Consider the following 15,677-nt stretch of genomic DNA (forward strand, 5'->3'; position numbering starts at 1 on the left):
CTCACCACGCGGCCGGCGACACCAAGGTAACAGGACGGGCGTCCCGGACGAACCGCCTGTCACCGCGACGGCGCGAAGTCCAGGACGCACTCGCCGACGCTCACCTCGGCAGGCCACTCCAGCTTCAGCGAGCGGTCCACGCGGTCGCCGGCGTCGACCGGCACGGCGTGCGCGGCCAGGCCCATCGCCTTCGCCGTGAGGTAGAGAACCTGCTGCAGCGCCCCGACGTGCACCAGCGTCGTCGCGTACGCGGCACTGCCGAGCACCCAGGCGATCCGCGACATCCGCGCGGTCATCGTCAGCAGCACCGACGGCCTGCGGTGGCTGCCCGCCCCGATCATCGCCAGGTCCAGCATGCCGTCCAGGACGCCGAGGTCGTCGTTGATCAGCGTCAGCGTGTGCCACAGCGGGTCGTAGTGGTAGATCCCCCGCGCGAGGTCCGCGCACCGGTTGATCCCGACGTAGATCTCCAGCTCGTACAGGCAGGCGATGCTGAAGTACGGCCGCTGGGACGCCTCGTGGCCGGGCCCGCCGGGCAGGTAGGCGGGCCCGATCGAGCGCACCCGCGCGGCACGGTAGAGGAACTCCCCGATCTGGTCGGCGGTCAGCGCGCGCTCGGTCAGCTCGGGGCAGGTGTGGTCGTCCTCCAGCAGCGCGGTCAGCGTCGGGTCGGTCGCCTCGAGGACCGTCGGGTCCGGGCGGTGCAGCGGGAAGGTCGGCCCGGCGGTGATCTGCTTGACGACCGGCGGCTCGGTCCCCGCCCGTGGCCCCTCCGCGGCGGGCGGACCGCCCTTCTGCCAGGTCCGGCTGCGGGCGTGGAAGATCAGGTCCTCCGGCGACCAGACGGCCAGGTCGGCGTCGGAGTCCTCGGCGAACTCCGCCCAGTCGTCGGCCACCAGCGCCACGCCCGCCGCGGCCAGGAACGCCACGACGTCCGCCACGACCGGCTCGGACAGCCCGGTGGTCTCGGCGACCTGGGCGAGGGTGACCGGCCCTGCCAGCGACGACGCCACGGCCACCGCGGGCGGGCGCAGCAGCGCGACCCGGTACCGCGCCCGCGGCGATTCGAGCAGCAGCCCGCCGCCGTCGTCCGGGCGCATCGTCGAGAACCGCGACAGCTTGACCAGCCGTCCCGGCGGCACCGGGTCGGCGGGGAAGACCGGCGACTGGGTCACCGGGATCGCCGAGAGCACCGGCCCGCGGCCGTCGTCCAGCGCGAGCGAGTGCACGACCGAGCCGGACAGGCGGTTGAGGACCTTGCGCAGCGCGCCTGCCCACTCCTCGGCACCGGCGCCCGCCGAGGAGGCGAGGTTGCCCATCGACACCGGGCCGAGCAGCAGCCGGTTCAGCGACTCGCGGACCGGCACGGGGATGCCGGCCAGCTCGTACTCGCCCCACCAGGTGATCGCGACGATCGTGTCGTCGTCTCCCGCCTCCAGCAAGGTGTCTTCGGTGAGGGACCAGAGCCGGACGGTCTCCGGGTTCCCTTCCGGGCGGTCTGCAGGCAAAGCCTTCTCCTCGGGCGAGCAGCAGCACCGGTCCTGCGCGGGCCGGTCACATGAACATGGGCAAGGGATTGAGCCGCTCGTACGGGGTCGGCGCGGCGAGCCGGCCCAGCCGGACGGGGACGTCGAAGAGCCGGCCCGGCGCGAACCGGGCCCAGAACGGGCGCAGGCCCGGCGCGAGCACCTTGGCCACCGGGATCCCGACGTCCGGCCGGGTCTGGTCGAGCACCAGCAGGTCCAGGCCGGCCCGGGCGAACACCCGCTCCAGCGCCTGGACGTCGTCGCGGACGTCGGCCCTGCTGACGAACGGGAAGTCCGCGGCGGTCCGCATCCGCTGCCCCGCCGCCGGCCGCAGGTACGGCTGGTTCGCGACGGTGACGTGGGTGAACCAGTGCCGGGCGTCCGGGTCGTCGAGGTCCTGGCCCGCGGTCTCCACGATGGGCAGCATCTGGTTCAGCTCGGTCACCGCGCGGCGCACCGCGATCCGCGGGTCGAGGTGGGCGCCGAACCCGAACGTGATGTTCTCGTAGGGGCCGTCGATCCGCCGCGACAGCGCCACCGCCACCGGGATCTCCAGGTCGGCGGTCACGTCGAGGACCCACAGCTCGCGGCCGATCGCCGTGTAGTGCCCGGCGACCTCGGCCAGCCACGGGTCGGCGAAGGAGGCGAGGTCGACGCCCGGCACGGGAGTGCGGTTGTACCACCACAGCGCGACCGCGTCGCGTTCGACGAGTTCCAGCGCACCCTGCAGGATCGCGTCCTCCAGGCTGCTGCCCGCCGCCGAGCCGTTCGAGTCGGCGCGCACGCCGCGGGTCACGCTCTCCCGCGGGGTTCCGTAGTACAGGTAGGACGTCGGCAGCAGGCGGCGCCGACCGGACAGCGACCACACCGGGGTCCAGTCGGTCACGGCGGCCGGGTCGAACGGCTCGCCGACGCGCTGGAACGGCCCGTGCAGCGGGTTCCAGGCCGCGCGCTCGGCGTACTGCCGGTCGGCGAACAGCATGCATTCGTTGGGGTGCAGGGCTTCCTCGCCCAGTTCGGCGTAGGAGCCGCGGATGCGCAGCTCGTCACCCTGGAAGTTGCCGGAGAACCGTTCCGCGGCCTCGCAGAGCGCGCCGACCTCGGCGTCGAGCGGGTTGACGCCCTTGCCGCCGTTCTCGCAGCGCAGCCCGGCCCGCAGCCCGGCCATCGCGGTGATGCCGCGGGCGATGTTGGGCCCGGAGCGGTAGACGTTGGCGAACCACGGCGCCGCCGGGTCGCGGCGGATGTCCTTGATGATCCCGGTGACCGGGCTGACCAGGTGCCGGTACCGGTCGAGCATCTGCGCGGGCGTGGCCGTGCGGTGCCCGCCGCCGTCGGTGGCCGTCTTCCTGGCGGGCTGCAGCCGGACCGGCCGCGCCGCGCGCCAGGTCACCAGCCACGGGTCGCCGCAGCCGGGGCACTGCGGGCGGCGGCGCAGTTCGTGCAGCCGTCCCTGCAGGTCGAGCGTGTCCAGCGTCCACACGCACTGCTGGCCGTGGTGGCGGTACCCGGCCAGCCACTTGGCCGCCTCCAGCGCGACCAGATGCGCCCCCGCCGCGGCCAGCGGCGGCACCGACGACACCGGGCGCCGGGCCGGGCCGTCGTGGCCGAGTTCTTCCTGCACGCAGGCTTCGGCGTGCCGGTGCCCCCACAGCCGGTGGGTCAGGCAGTGCCAGCACGCGCCACCCGGCTGCAGGACCGGGCCGATCCACACCTGCGCCCCCGACGGGCGCGCCAGCAGCCACGGCCGCCCGGACCGCCGGTGCTCGGCGTCGATCTCCGCCAGCCGCGGGTCGAGGTAGTCGGCGCACAGCACGACCGACAGGTCCGCGGGACCGGTGCCCGCGGGCAGCACTTCGAGGCCGGCGTCGGCCAGTGCCCGCCCGACCGCGCCCGGGTCGACGCCGTCGGCGCTGTCGCCCACCGCGACGAGCCGCACGGTGCCCGGCCGGGCGGCCACGACGTCGGCGTCGACGCCGCAGGCGTCCCAGTAGGCCAGCGCGCGCTCGTCGCCGCCGGGAGCGGGGCTGCGCAGGGTCACCAGTCCGGCGTCGACCAGCTGGGTCAGCAGCGCGGCGACCTCCTCCGGCGCCATCCCGCCGGGCCGGTCCCGCAGCAGCCGGTCGAGATCGTGCGTGCCGTCGAGCAACGCGGCCAGCGACTCGATCTTGCTGCCGCGCAAGGCGATCACGCCCTGCTCGGAGAACAGGTAGGCACCCTTGCCCGCCCTGATCTCCGCGCGCAGGTGCCGCCGGAACGCCGGGGTGCGGGCCGGGACCGGCACCTGCGTGGCGTCGCCGCCGTGCGCGTCCACCGCTGTCGTGCGCATGGGCTCTCCTGCCGGTCGTCGGGCTGGGCGGGACGAGAGAAGGAAATCCTCCTCCACGGCACGTCTACTCAACCAGTGCCGTAAGCACGGGCAAGTCATGCGAAACGCATGGCCGGACATGGAAAACGCACGAGCCACCGGTGCGTCGCTCACTGGCCGCACGCGGCGGCGAACCGTCACCGTAGACAGCGACGCCCGTGGCGGCACGGTGCGTCGGGGGCACCATAACCGAGCTCGCGGTCCCGCGCGAACCGGCGGCGCCCGGTCAGGTACCCGAGAAATAGTGAGGACCCGAGTATGCCTACCTCTGCTCGCACCTACGGACAGTTCTGCGGCCTGGCCCGGGCGCTCGAGATCGTCGGCGAGCGGTGGTCGCTGCTGGTCGTGCGTGACCTCGTGCTCGGCCCCAAGCGGTTCACCGACCTGCAGCGCACCCTGCCCCGGATCCCGGTCAGCATCCTGACCTCCCGCCTCAACGAGCTCGAAGAGGCGGGCGTGGTCCGCCGCCGCGTCCTGTCGCAGCTGGACGCCGGCGTCGTCTACGAGCTGACCGAGTACGGCTCCGAGCTGGACCACATCGTGCTCGACCTCGGCCTGTGGGGCTCGCGCTCGCTGAACTACCCGCAGCCGGACCAGATCATCACCGTCGACATCGCCATCCTCTCGCTCTACACGACCTTCAAGGAGGAGGCCGCCGCGGGCGTGCACGTCAACTACGAGCTGCACCACCTCGACGGCGAGATGATCGTGCACGCACTGGTCGACGACGGCCAGCTCAAGGTGTCCACCGGGGCGCTGCCCGCGCCCGACCTGGTGATCAAGCCGCAGGGCCCGGCCCTGTTCGACGTGCTCAAGGGAACCCTGTCGGCCCAGGACGCCATCTCCACCGGCCGGGTCCGCGTCGAGGGCGACCCGGCGCACCTGGAGCTGTTCGCCCGGCTGTTCCAGATCCCGCCGGCACCCGAGCGCTCGACCGGCCTGTCCGTGCACTGACCCTCCCGGCCCGCCCGGCGGCGCAATCCGCCGGGCGGCGCAATTTTCCTTGCGAGATCGGCAATCCGGAGTAACGGAGACCGCTGCTCCGGCAGCTATCGTCGACGCACATCGTCGTCTTCGCGAAACTGGGGTGTCTGCATGTCGACGTCCGAACTCGCCCGTCCGGCCGGTTTCCTCGGCGGGCTCAACAGCCGCTGGCACCACCGCGCTCTCGCGGTGTTCATGGTGATCGTGATCGGGCACTGGGCCGAGCACATCGCGCAGGCTTTCCAGATCTACGCGCTCGGCTGGAAGACCTCCGACGCCCGCGGGGTGCTCGGCATCCCGTTCCCGGCGCTGATCAGCTCCGAATGGCTGCACTACGGGTACGCGCTCGTCATGCTCGTCGCGCTGTGGACGTTGCGGCACGGGTTCGCGGGCCGGTCGCGGCAGTGGTGGAACCTGGCGCTGGCCCTGCAGTTCTGGCACCACATCGAGCACCTGCTGCTGTTCCTGCAGGCACAGACCGGCTGGCGCATGGCGGGGTCGAAGGTGCCGACCAGCATCGTCCAGCTGCTCATCCCGCGGGTCGAGCTGCACCTGTTCTACAACACGATCGTCACCATCCCGATGATCGTGGCGGTCGTGCTGCACCGGCGTGCGTCGGCCGCCGAGCACGAGCTGACCGGCTGCACCTGCGGGCTGCGCCCGCCCGCCCTCGCCGCATGACCGGCCGGGCCGCGCGGCGGGCACTGGCCCTGCTGGCCTTCCTGGCAGGCTGGCTGGTGCTCACCGCCGCTCCGGCGTCGGCACACGTCGAGATCATCTCGTCCACCCCCGGCGACGGCACGCGGCTGACCGCGGCGCCGTCGCAGGTGTCGGTGACGCTGTCGGAGAACGTCGGCATCCAGCCCGGATCGCTCAAGGTGGTCGACACGCGCGGCGCCGCCGTCGACACCGGCCCGGTGTTCCAGCCGGGCGACGTCGCCGAGCAGGTGGCGGTCCGGCTGCGGCCGGGCCTGCCCGACGGCAGCTACCTGGTCGAGTACGCGTTCGTCTCGGCCGACTCCCACCCGGTCCGCGGCACGTTCGCCTTCGTCGTCGGCACGGGCCCGCTGATCACGTCGGCGGGCGCGGTAGCGGCGGCAACCGGCACGGACCCCACGGTCGACGTCGTGGCGACGATCGTCCGCTGGCTGTCCTTCGCCGGCGTCGTCCTGCTCGGCGGCCTGGTGTTCCTCCTGACGTGCCGCCCGGGCGGCCGCACGGACCCGCGGGCCCGCCGCCTGCTGGTCACGGGCGCGTGGCTGACCGCGGCCACGGCGATCGCGACGTTCCTGCTGCAGGGCCCGTACGCGGCCGGACGCGGCCTCGGGGCGCTGCTCGACCCGGGCCTGCTGGCCGACACGTTCCGCGTGTCCTACGGCAAGCTCCTGCTGGTCCGCCTGGCCGCGGCCGGGGTACTGGCCCTGCTGCTGCGCCGCCTGCTGGCACCACCGGCATCCGGCCGCCTGGAGAACGCGGCGATGATCACGGGGTTCGTGGTGCTGCTGAGCTTCTCGGCAACCGGCCACCCGGTGACGGACCCGGTGATGTACTTCTCGGTGGCAGCCGACCTGGCCCACTGGGGCGCGATCACGGTGTGGGCGGGCGGCCTGGTCCAGCTGGCCCTGGTCCTCCACCGGCCACCACCGGCGGAGGACCTGGACCCGGTGGTGACCCGCTTCTCGGGCCTGGCAATGACGTGCGTGACAACGATAGCGATCAGCGGCGGCGTGCTGGCGCTGCGGATAATGCCGTCGGTGACGTCGCTGTGGACGACGACTTACGGCTGGCTTTTGCTGGGCAAGATCACCGGGCTGGTAATCCTCCTCCCGGTGGCGAACGCGGCCCGCAAGGCGGTCCTGAGCGGCGTGGGAGGGCCGGGCCGCCGGGCCGTGGCGACGGCGAACCTGACCCGCCTCCGCCTCGCGGTGACGACGGAGGTCATCCTCGCGGCAGTGGTCCTGGCTCTGGCGGCAGTCCTCACGGCCACCCCACCGGGCGGCTGATCCCGCGGTGGGCTGAAAGGGACTTTCCTCGCATCTGGCGCGAGGAAAGTCCCTTTCACCGCATCAGACGAGACCAAAGCGCCTTTCAGCCCACCCACCCCCGCCCCGCAGGCCCCCACCGAAAGTCCGTGAATGTCACATTCACGACCCCAGCCGGCGTCACACCCCAGGCCGCGGCGGCGGCACAAACGGCCCCCAGCTGAACGCGGGCAGCCACGGCCCCGGCGCCGCACTCCATTCGAGCGCCGCCAGCTGGGTGAGCGAACGCCGTCCGGCCAGTGCCCGGTACAGGTCGTGGGCCGGGGCGGTCAGGGAGGCCACCGGCCGTCCCGTGCCTGCCGTCCAGGCCGAGCCGCCCGGGGTGCGGAGGCTCAGCGGTGGGAGGCCGCGGCCGGCGACCGAGCCGGAGAAGCCGCGGACCAGCACTTCGAAGCTCGGCGCCCACGCGACGTGTTCCACCGGCGGCGGCACGCCCAGCGCCGCGCGCAGGTCCAGCTCGTGGGTGTAGGCGTCCATCACCATCACCTCGCCGGTGCGCCCGCCCGCGGCCGCGAGCCTGCGGTCGAGGTCCTCGCCGATGTCGTCCCAGCGGTCGAGCAGCTCCGGCACCGCCAGGTCCGGGGCAGGCGCGGGCGGGGTGCCGCCGTGCCGCTCGAGCACGCGCTCGGCGATCGCGACGAGGTGGCGGAGCACGTCGGTGACCGTCCACTCCGGACAGGCCGGGACGCGGCGGCGGTGGGTGCCGGGCCGCCCGCCGAGCAGCGCGCGAATACCGTGGCGCACCGCGGGGTAGCCCACGAAGTCCGGTGCCGGGACCGGCCGAGTCGCTGTCACACGCACCTCCCGGCACAGTATGCCCTGGTGGCAGGCTTGGGGGTTCTCCTCGCTTGCCGCCGTCCGACGAACCTGGAGGTCGTGACCTTGCCCACCCTGTGGTCCACGCCGGCGCAGTGGGACCTGCTGCCGCCGGTGCTGCTCGCGCTCGTGCTGAGCGTCGCCATCGGGCTCGAACGCGAAGCCGGCATGAAGGCCGCCGGCCTGCGGACGCACAGCCTGGTCGGCGTCGGCTCGGCGGTGTTCATGCTGGTGTCGAAGTACGGCTTCGCGGACCTGCTCGGCATCGACCAGGTCTCGCTGGACCCGTCGCGGATCGCGGCGCAGATCGTGTCCGGCATCGGCTTCATCGGCGGCGGCCTGATCTTCGTCCGCCGCGACGCGGTCCGCGGCCTGACCACGGCGGCGACGATCTGGGTCACCGCCGCGGTGGGCACCGCGTGCGGCGCGGGGCTGACGGTGCTGGCCGTCGGCACGACCATCGGGCATTTCGTGGTGACCCGCGGCTTCCCGCCGTTGCAGCGGTTCGTCGCCCGCCACCGCCGCGAGCCACCGGTGATCCGGCTGAGCTACCTCGACGGCCGCGGCGTGCTCCGCGCGGCGCTGGCCGCATGCACCGGACGCGGCTGGGCGGTGCTGCGCGTCGACGTCGACCACGAGTCGATTTCCGAAGAGGGACACCGGATCGCGGTCGTGACGCTGCGCCTCGACGGCCGCGGCGATCTCTACGACCTCGCCGGCGAACTGGCCGAGCTGCCCGGTGTGCGGAGCACGTCGACCGGCCGCGGGGAACCGTTCGACGAATGATCACCCGCCCGGGCGGCGCGCGGCGGGGAGTTTGCGGCACACTGGGGTGCACACGGAAATTCCCGGTACCGCAAGGAAAACGTGCGGCCGAGGAGAAACCATCCAATTCGGAGGTGAGGCATGGCCCCCGGCGGTGGCGAGGACGCGACGCTCGCGTTGCCCGGATTCGACCTGGCGTGGCGCGGTTTCCATCGCGCCCAGGTCACCGAATACGTCGAGTGGGCCGAGGCGGAGATCCGCCGACTCACCGCCGAACGCGACGCGGCGCTGCATCGCGGGAAGGTGCTGGCGGAGGAGAACCGTGAGCTTCGCGTGAAGATCGACCGGATCAGCATGACCCCGATCCCGGCGGACGCCCTGCAGGAGCGCACGCGCCGGATGGTCGAGCTGACCCGCGAGGAAGCGGCCGAAATCACCGCGCAGGCCAAGGAAACCGCGGAGCGTCTCCGCCGCGAGGCGGAGGCGGAGGCGGTCCGGCTCACGGAGAAGGAACGCCGGCTGGTCGCCGAGGCGGAGGCCGAGCGCGAGCGGCAGCGCGCGGAGCACGAGGAGTTCATGCGCGCAGCCGAGGAGCGCCGCCGCGAGCTCGACGAGGCGGCCGCGCACCGCCGCGCCCAGCTGGAGGAGGACCTGACCAGGGCGATGACGGTCCGCCGCGCGGACGCGATGCGCGAACTAGCGGAAGAGGAGGCGGCCGCCCGCACCAAGGCGGACCGCCTGGTGGCGGACGCCACCGAGCGCGCGGAAGCCCTGGTGAAGACGGCGGAGAACAAGCTGGCGGCGGCCCGCGAGCAGGCGGACCGGCTCGTCACCGACGCCACCCGCCACGGGGAAGAGCTGGTCGAAGCGGCCCAGCGCGAGGTGACGGCCCTCCAGGAGGTCCGCGACCGGCTCCAGGCAAGCTTGGCGGGCTGCCGGGCCCTGCTCACCGACGCGGCGGTGGCCCTCGACGACCGGCCGGCCCCGTTCGACCCGGAAGCAACGTTGCCGATGTCGAAGAGAGTCCCGATCCAGCGCAGGTCCCCGGCGGACGACCTGTCCGACGCGGTGGGCTGACCTGGGCGGCCGCGGCATCGGCGCTGCTCACGACGTCATGAACGACTCGTTCATGACGTCGGACGCGGTGAACGACTCGTTCATGACATCCGGCGGCGGGCCCCGGCACAGTGCGGTACCGGCGCGGGGGGGACGACCGTCGTGAATGAGTCATTCAGGACCTCCGAAGCCCTGAATGAGTCATTCAAGTCAGCGCCGCCCGCCGCGAGAACCGGAGCCGGCCGGTGACCGAGGCCGTCCCCTTCCCGCCGAAGCGGGTTCTCGCCCTGGTCGCCGCGGTCGTCACCCTGGCCGCGTCGACCACGCTGGCCAACCGCGTCCTCCCCGGCTGGGCCTACCCCGTGTGCGGACTGGTCGCGTCCGTAGTCCTGGTCCTGCTGGGCCGCGCCGCCGGGTGCTCCTGGCGCGATCTCGGCCTGCGCAGCCTCCGCCGCCCCGCGCTGACCGGGCTTGCCGGGGCCGGGCTCATCGCCGTCGTGTTCGGTGTCGCGCTGGCCGTGCCGTCGCTGCGGACCGTCTACCAGGACGGCCGCGTCGGCGACCCCGACCTCGGCCAGCTGCTCTGGCTCACCTGCGGCCGCATCCTGTTCGGGACCGTGCTCATCGAGGAGATCGCCTTCCGCGGCGTGCTGCCCGGCCTGTTCGGCGCGACCGACGAGCGCTGGCGCTGGCCGCCGATCCTCTGCTCGGCCGCGCTGTTCGGGCTCTGGCACGCTCTGCCCGCGCTCGCCATCGGCCGCAACGCCGCCGTGCACGCCGTCTTCGGCTCGACGCCGGTCGCCGTGCTACAGGTGCTCGCGATGGCCGCCGCGGGCGTTGCCGGGATCTTCCTGCACTGGTGGCGACATCTCGGCCGGGGCGTGCTCGCCTCGGTGATCGTGCACTTCACGACCAACGCCGGCGGCCTCACCCTGGCCGTGCTGGTCCGCTAGGACCGCACCAGCCGCGCGATCGCGTCCGACGCCTCGCGCACCTTCAGGTCCGCCTCCTCGCCGCCCGCCGCCGCGGCCTGGACCACGCAGGTCGCCAGGTGCTCGTCCAGCAGCTCCAGGGAGAACGACTGCAGTGCCTTCGTCGCCGCCGAGACCTGGGTCAGGATGTCGATGCAGTACTTGTCCTGCTCCACCATGCGCTGCAGCCCGCGAATCTGCCCCTCGATCCGCCGCAGCCGCTTGAGATAGGCCTCGCGCTCGCTGCCGTAACCCGTCATCGCCCACCTGTCCCCGTCGTCGGCATCCCTGACCACCGACTATACCCTCCGGGGGTTCACCGGAAGCGGCGCAACCGGAGGCTGTTGCTGACCACGAACGCCGACGAGCACGCCATCGCCGCGCCCGCGATCATCGGGTTCAGCAGCCCGAGCGCGGCCAGCGGCAGCGCGGCCACGTTGTAGGCGAACGCCCAGAACAGGTTGCCCTTGATCGTCGCCAGCGTCCGGCGGGCCAGCCGGATCGCGTCGGCCGCCGCCCGCAGGTCACCGCGGACCAGCGTCAGGTCGCTCGCCTCGATGGCCGCGTCGGTGCCCGTACCCATCGCCAGGCCCAGGTCGGCCTGGGCGAGCGCGGCCGCGTCGTTGACGCCGTCGCCGACCATCGCCACCACGCGTCCCTCGGCCTGCAGCCGCTTGACGACCTCGACCTTCTCCTCGGGCAGTACCTCGGCGACGACCGCGTCGATCCCGGCCTCCGCGGCGATCGCCCGCGCGACACGCGCGTTGTCGCCGGTCAGCAGCACCGGCGTCAGCCCGAGTTCGCGCAGCTCGGCGACGGCGCGGGCCGACGTCGGCTTGATCGTGTCGGCGACGGCCAGCGTGCCGCGCACTTCGCCGTCCCAGGTCACGGCGACCGTGGTCACCTCGCCGTCGGCCCGCCCGACGCCGACGGTCCGTCCTTCGACGACGCCGGTCACGCCGACGCCCGGCGTGCTGCGGAAGCCCGTGACGGCGGGCAGCGCGCCGAACCGCTCGCGGGCGGCGTCGGCGATGGCCCGGCCGATCGGGTGCTCGGAGGCGGCCTCGACGGCGCCGGCGAGCCGGAGGACTTCGCCGTCGCCCTCGACGAGCGTCATCCGGCCGGTGGTGACGGTGCCGGTCTTGTCCAGGACGACGGTGTCGGCGCGGCGGGTGGACTCGAGCACCTCGGGGCCCTTGATGAGGATGCCCAGCTGCGCGCCGCGGCCGGTGCCGACGAGCAGCGCCGTGGGCGTCGCGAGGCCGAGCGCGCACGGGCAGGCGATGATCAGCACGGCGACGGCCGCGGTGAACGCCTGCTCGGGGCTGCCGCCGGTGGCGAGCCAGACCACCAGCGTCGCCAGCGCCGCGGCGACGACTGCCGGCACGAACACCGCCGAGACCCGGTCGGCGAGGCGCTGGACCTGGGCCTTGCCGTTCTGCGCCGCCTCGACGAGCCGCGCCATCTGCGCGAGCCGGGTGTCCTCGCCGACGCGGGTGGCCCGCACGAGCAGCCGCCCGCCGACGTTGACGGTCGCGCCGGTGACCGTGTCGCCGGGACCGGCCTCGACGGGGACGGACTCCCCGGTGAGCATGCTGGTGTCGACCGCGGAACCGCCGTCGGTGACGACGCCGTCGGTGGCGATCTTCTCGCCGGGCCGGACGACGAAGACGTCCCCGACCTGCAGCTGCTGTGTGGGGATCCGGCGCTCCTCGCCGTCGCGCAGGACGGTGACGTCCTTCGCGCCGAGGTCCATGAGCGCGCGCAGGGCGGCGCCGGCGCGGCGCTTCGAGCGCGTCTCGAAGTAGCGGCCGGCCAGGATGAACGTCGTGACGGCGGCGGCCACCTCGAAGTAGAGGCTGTCGCTGTCCGTGCCGAAGAGGAGGGTGTAGAGCGACCAGGCCGTCGCCGCGACAACTCCGAGTGAGATCAGCGTGTCCATGGTGGCGGTGGCGTGCCGGAGGTTGACCGCGGCGGCGCGGTGGAACGGCCACGCACCCCAGGTCACGACCGGCGCGGCCAGGACGATCGCGACCCACGGCCACGAGCCGAAGTGCCAGGCCGGGACCATCGCGAGGGCGACCAGCGGCACGGTGAGCGCGGCGGAGACGAGCAAACGTTTGCGCAGCGTGGGCGTTTCGTCCGGCGTTTCGGGCTCGGGGAGCCGGGCGGTGTAGCCGGCGGCCTCGACGACGGCCCTGAGGTCGTCCACCGAAAGCTGTTTCGGGTAGCTGACCTGCGCTTTTTCGGTGGCGTAGTTGACTGTCGCGGTGACGCCGTCGAGCTTGTTGAGCTTGCGCTCGACGCGCGCCGCGCAGGAGGCACACGTCATCCCGCCGATGGCGAGCTCGACGCGGCCTGCGGTCTGCGCGGCGGTCATGGCATCAGGCGACGAGCCGGTAGCCGGCCTCGGTGACGGCGGCGGCAACCGCGTCGGCGGCCAGAGGTGCGTCGCTGGTCACGGTCACGCGCCCGCTCTCGACGTCGACGTCCACCTGCCGGACGCCGTCGAGTTCGGAGACCTCTTCGCGCACGGAGGTGGCGCAGTGTCCGCAGGTCATGCCTTCGACGGTGTAAGTCGCTTCGGTCATGGTTCCTTTATACCCATCGGGGGTAGGGGTTCACCATCGGGGGACGTCAGACTCGCGGCATGCGCAAGCTGTACGCGATCGGAATCGGCGCCGGCGACCCGGAGCACCTGACGGTGCAGGCGGTCGACCGCCTCAACCGCGTCGACGTGTTCTTCGTGCTCGACAAGGGCGAGGAGAAGGCCGACCTGGTCCGGCTGCGAAAGGAGATCCTCGACCGCTTCGTGACGCGGCCGGGGTATCGCGTGGTGCTGGTGGAGGACCCCCCGCGCGACCGAACACCGCAGGACTACCGGGCGGCGGTCGCAGACTGGCACGCGGCGCGGGCCGAGGCGTACGAGCAGGCGATCGTCTCGTCGCTTTCCGCCGACGAGGTGGGGGCGTTCCTGGTGTGGGGCGATCCGTCGCTGTACGACAGCACGATCGCGTTGATCGAGGCGGTACTGGCGCGCGGGAAGGTGTCGTTCGAGTACGAGGTGGTGCCGGGAATCAGCAGCATTTCGGCGTTGGTGGCCCGCCACCGGACGACGATGAACCAGATCGGCAGGGCGGTCCAGCTGACGACGGGCCGCCGGCTGGCGGAGGGCTGGCCGGAGGGGGTGGACGACGTGTTCGTCCTGTTGGACGCCCACACGACGTTCGACCGCTTCACGTCTCAAGGTTTGACGATCTTTTGGGGCGCGTACGTGGGAACGCCGGACGAGATCCTGATGTCGGGCCCGCTGACCCCGGCTTTGGCGGCCGAGATCCGGCGGGTGCGTACGGAGGCCCGGGAACGCCACGGCTGGATCATGGACACGTATCTGCTCCGCCGCCCGGCTTAGCGTGATGCCCCTCCAGTCACGTGAGATGCCTGCCTGATCACGTGTGATGCCCCTCCGGTCACGCGTGATGCCTGTCTGATCACGTGTGATGCCTCTTCCGTCACGCCAGTTCCGCTTCCCGGGGAGGGGATTTGCGTGATCCGGGGCGGGCTTCGTGTGCTCGGGGACCGGTCTGGTGTGATTGGGGGCGGATCTCGCGTGATGGAGCCCGGAACTCGCGTGACTGGCCGCGGATCTCGCGGGCCGCGGCCTGGCATCCCGCGCCCTGCACGGGCATCCCCTGCGCCTGGCCCGGGCATCACCCGTGACTGATCGGGTATCTCGCGTGCTTGAGCGGGCATCACCCGTGACTGGAGAGGCATCACCCGTGACTGGTCGGGTATCTCGCGTGACTGGCGGGGCATCATCCGTGACTGGCGGGGCATCACGCGTGATTGAGCGGGCATCGCCCGTGACTGGAGGGGCATCACGTGGAGTTGCCCCCTGGGGCCGGACACCTTGATTCCAGACAGTGGTCTGGAGGGAGGATGTCCTGGTGTCTCGCAGGTCGAAGTATCCGGAGCAGTTCCGTCGTGACGCGGTCGAGCTGGTCAACTCCAGTGACCGGCCGTTGCGGCAGATCGCTAGGGAGCTGGGGGTTAACCACGAGACGCTGCGCTCGTGGGTGAACACCGCCAAGCAGGCCACCGAGGCCGGCCCGCCAGCAGAGGACCCGGCCACCCTCGATGAGGTGGCGCGGTTGCGTAAACAGGTCGCTGAGCTGCAGAAAGAGAAGGAGATCCTGCGGAAAGCGGCCGCCTATTTTGCGCGCGAGATGGATCGATGATCTACCGCTACCGGTTCATCTCCGAACACCGCACCGAGTTCGGTGTGCAGCGGTTGTGCCAGGTCCTGGGCCTGCGCCGGCAGGGCTTCCACGAATGGGTCGCCGCCGAAGCCGGCCGTGCCCGGCGGGCCGAGGCCGAGGCCGACCTGGTGCAGGTGATCGCCGGGATCCATGCCGAGCACCGCGGTGCCTACGGCGTCCCGCGGATCACCGCCGAACTCCACCGCCGCGGGATCGTGGTGAATCACAAGCGGGTCGAGCGGCTGATGCGCGAACACGGGCTGGCCGGGATCACCCGCCGCAAACGCCGCACCACCACCCGACCCGCGGCCGGGCCGGTCACCCCAGCCGGCGATCTGATCCGCCGGGACTTCACCGCCACCGCACCCGGGACCCGGTTGGTCGGGGACATCACCTGCCTGCCCACCTTCCAAGGCTGGCTCTACCTGGCCACCGTCATCGACCTGCACACCCGCGAAATCATCGGCCACGCCATGGCCGACCACATGCGCACCACCCTGGTCTGCGACGCCATAGACCTCGCCACCGCCCGCGGCCTCATCCAGCCTGATGCGGTGTTTCACTCCGACCGCGGCGTCCAATACACCTCCGGCCAGTTCCGCACCGCCCTCGCCGAGCACCGGATCCGCCCGTCGGTCGGGCGGGTCGGGTCCTGCTACGACAACGCCGTCGCCGAAGCCTTCTTCGCCACCCTCAAAACCGAGATCGGTGTCTCGATCTGGCCCACCCGCGCCCAAGCCCGCCACGACGTGTTCACCTGGCTGCAGTACTACAACCACCACCGGCTGCACTCCACCATCGGCCACCACACCCCAGCCGAAACCCGAACCAACTACGCTCAGGCCCTAGCTGCCTGAAACCCCGTGTCCGCCCCACCGGGGCAACTCCAC

General features: G+C 72.3%; 15 protein-coding genes. 9 read left to right on the forward strand and 6 right to left on the reverse strand.

Annotated elements, in window-relative coordinates; all coding sequences use genetic code 11:
- Window positions 1–59 precede the first annotated feature (59 nt).
- A complete protein-coding gene (locus ABJI51_RS43095) occupies window positions 60–1,508 on the reverse strand; it encodes a SagB/ThcOx family dehydrogenase (RefSeq protein WP_348956997.1) in 1,449 nt (482 codons plus the stop codon).
- A gap of 46 nt (window positions 1,509–1,554) precedes the next feature.
- Window positions 1,555–3,855, reverse strand: a complete 2,301-nt coding sequence (locus ABJI51_RS43100) for a TOMM precursor leader peptide-binding protein (protein WP_348956998.1) — start codon at window positions 3,853–3,855, stop codon at window positions 1,555–1,557.
- Window positions 3,856–4,152: 297 nt separating this feature from the next.
- Between ABJI51_RS43100 and ABJI51_RS43105 the strand changes: the two genes are divergently transcribed.
- The 3 genes from ABJI51_RS43105 to ABJI51_RS43115 all read left to right on the forward strand — a co-directional run bounded on the left by ABJI51_RS43105 (window position 4,153) and on the right by ABJI51_RS43115 (window position 6,881).
- Complete coding sequence (locus ABJI51_RS43105) at window positions 4,153–4,848, forward strand: winged helix-turn-helix transcriptional regulator (protein WP_348956999.1); 696 nt, start codon at window positions 4,153–4,155, stop codon at window positions 4,846–4,848.
- 141 nt (window positions 4,849–4,989) lie between these two features.
- Window positions 4,990–5,559 carry a hypothetical protein gene (locus tag ABJI51_RS43110; protein ID WP_348957000.1) on the forward strand — a complete coding sequence of 190 codons (570 nt, stop codon included), beginning with the start codon at window positions 4,990–4,992 and terminating at the stop codon, window positions 5,557–5,559.
- Entirely contained in the window at window positions 5,556–6,881 is a 1,326-nt protein-coding gene (locus ABJI51_RS43115; RefSeq protein ID WP_348957001.1) for a copper resistance CopC/CopD family protein, read from the forward strand. Before ABJI51_RS43110 ends, ABJI51_RS43115 begins: the two co-directional genes overlap by 4 nt.
- A gap of 159 nt (window positions 6,882–7,040) precedes the next feature.
- Here ABJI51_RS43115 and ABJI51_RS43120 read toward each other — a convergent pair whose 3' ends face one another.
- Entirely contained in the window at window positions 7,041–7,715 is a 675-nt protein-coding gene (locus ABJI51_RS43120) for a maleylpyruvate isomerase family mycothiol-dependent enzyme (protein ID WP_348957002.1), read from the reverse strand.
- Window positions 7,716–7,802: 87 nt separating this feature from the next.
- On the opposite strand from ABJI51_RS43120, the gene ABJI51_RS43125 reads away from it, so the two are divergent.
- From ABJI51_RS43125 to ABJI51_RS43135, 3 genes are all read left to right on the forward strand, one after another.
- Window positions 7,803–8,522, forward strand: a complete 720-nt coding sequence (locus ABJI51_RS43125) for an MgtC/SapB family protein (protein ID WP_348957010.1) — start codon at window positions 7,803–7,805, stop codon at window positions 8,520–8,522.
- Between the two features lie 120 nt (window positions 8,523–8,642).
- Window positions 8,643–9,578: a coiled-coil domain-containing protein gene (locus tag ABJI51_RS43130; RefSeq protein ID WP_348957003.1), complete on the forward strand. Its 936-nt coding sequence runs from the start codon at window positions 8,643–8,645 to the stop codon at window positions 9,576–9,578.
- A 224-nt stretch (window positions 9,579–9,802) separates the two neighbouring features.
- Complete coding sequence (locus ABJI51_RS43135) at window positions 9,803–10,510, forward strand: CPBP family intramembrane glutamic endopeptidase (RefSeq protein ID WP_348957004.1); 708 nt, start codon at window positions 9,803–9,805, stop codon at window positions 10,508–10,510.
- Here ABJI51_RS43135 and ABJI51_RS43140 read toward each other — a convergent pair.
- From ABJI51_RS43140 to ABJI51_RS43150, 3 genes are read right to left on the reverse strand one after another with little or no spacing between them, the layout of a single operon-like run.
- Window positions 10,507–10,788 carry a metal-sensitive transcriptional regulator gene (locus ABJI51_RS43140; RefSeq protein WP_072477203.1) on the reverse strand — a complete coding sequence of 94 codons (282 nt, stop codon included), beginning with the start codon at window positions 10,786–10,788 and terminating at the stop codon, window positions 10,507–10,509. The two genes, ABJI51_RS43135 and ABJI51_RS43140, sit on opposite strands and share 4 nt — an antisense overlap.
- 56 nt (window positions 10,789–10,844) lie before the next feature.
- Window positions 10,845–12,908, reverse strand: coding sequence for a heavy metal translocating P-type ATPase (locus tag ABJI51_RS43145; RefSeq protein ID WP_348957005.1), 2,064 nt, complete (start codon window positions 12,906–12,908; stop codon window positions 10,845–10,847).
- A 4-nt stretch (window positions 12,909–12,912) separates the two neighbouring features.
- Complete coding sequence (locus ABJI51_RS43150; RefSeq protein WP_348957006.1) at window positions 12,913–13,119, reverse strand: heavy-metal-associated domain-containing protein; 207 nt, start codon at window positions 13,117–13,119, stop codon at window positions 12,913–12,915.
- A gap of 59 nt (window positions 13,120–13,178) precedes the next feature.
- Between ABJI51_RS43150 and cobF the strand changes: the two genes are divergently transcribed.
- The 3 genes from cobF to ABJI51_RS43165 all read left to right on the forward strand — a co-directional run bounded on the left by cobF (window position 13,179) and on the right by ABJI51_RS43165 (window position 15,644).
- Window positions 13,179–13,940, forward strand: a complete 762-nt coding sequence (gene cobF / locus ABJI51_RS43155; protein ID WP_348957007.1) for a precorrin-6A synthase (deacetylating) — start codon at window positions 13,179–13,181, stop codon at window positions 13,938–13,940.
- 535 nt (window positions 13,941–14,475) lie between these two features.
- Window positions 14,476–14,766: a transposase gene (locus ABJI51_RS43160; RefSeq protein ID WP_348953522.1), complete on the forward strand. Its 291-nt coding sequence runs from the start codon at window positions 14,476–14,478 to the stop codon at window positions 14,764–14,766.
- Window positions 14,763–15,644 carry an IS3 family transposase gene (locus tag ABJI51_RS43165; protein ID WP_348953521.1) on the forward strand — a complete coding sequence of 294 codons (882 nt, stop codon included), beginning with the start codon at window positions 14,763–14,765 and terminating at the stop codon, window positions 15,642–15,644. Before ABJI51_RS43160 ends, ABJI51_RS43165 begins: the two co-directional genes overlap by 4 nt.
- Window positions 15,645–15,677: the final 33 nt, after the last annotated feature.

It is taken from the genome of Amycolatopsis melonis, assembly GCF_040064235.1.
Classification (GTDB): Bacteria; Actinomycetota; Actinomycetes; order Mycobacteriales; family Pseudonocardiaceae; genus Amycolatopsis; species Amycolatopsis melonis.

What these genes read in the sequence shown, in the direction of transcription:
- ABJI51_RS43100 (WP_348956998.1), bottom strand. Translation starts at nt 3,855, where the DNA reads ATGCGCACGACAGCGGTGGACGCGCACGGCGGCGACGCCACGCAGGTG.
- ABJI51_RS43105 (WP_348956999.1), top strand. Translation starts at nt 4,153, where the DNA reads ATGCCTACCTCTGCTCGCACCTACGGACAGTTCTGCGGCCTGGCCCGG.
- ABJI51_RS43110 (WP_348957000.1), top strand. Translation starts at nt 4,990, where the DNA reads ATGTCGACGTCCGAACTCGCCCGTCCGGCCGGTTTCCTCGGCGGGCTC.
- ABJI51_RS43115 (WP_348957001.1), top strand. Translation starts at nt 5,556, where the DNA reads ATGACCGGCCGGGCCGCGCGGCGGGCACTGGCCCTGCTGGCCTTCCTG.
- ABJI51_RS43130 (WP_348957003.1), top strand. Translation starts at nt 8,643, where the DNA reads ATGGCCCCCGGCGGTGGCGAGGACGCGACGCTCGCGTTGCCCGGATTC.
- ABJI51_RS43140 (WP_072477203.1), bottom strand. Translation starts at nt 10,788, where the DNA reads ATGACGGGTTACGGCAGCGAGCGCGAGGCCTATCTCAAGCGGCTGCGG.
- ABJI51_RS43145 (WP_348957005.1), bottom strand. Translation starts at nt 12,908, where the DNA reads ATGACCGCCGCGCAGACCGCAGGCCGCGTCGAGCTCGCCATCGGCGGG.
- ABJI51_RS43150 (WP_348957006.1), bottom strand. Translation starts at nt 13,119, where the DNA reads ATGACCGAAGCGACTTACACCGTCGAAGGCATGACCTGCGGACACTGC.
- cobF (WP_348957007.1), top strand. Translation starts at nt 13,179, where the DNA reads ATGCGCAAGCTGTACGCGATCGGAATCGGCGCCGGCGACCCGGAGCAC.
- ABJI51_RS43165 (WP_348953521.1), top strand. Translation starts at nt 14,763, where the DNA reads ATGATCTACCGCTACCGGTTCATCTCCGAACACCGCACCGAGTTCGGT.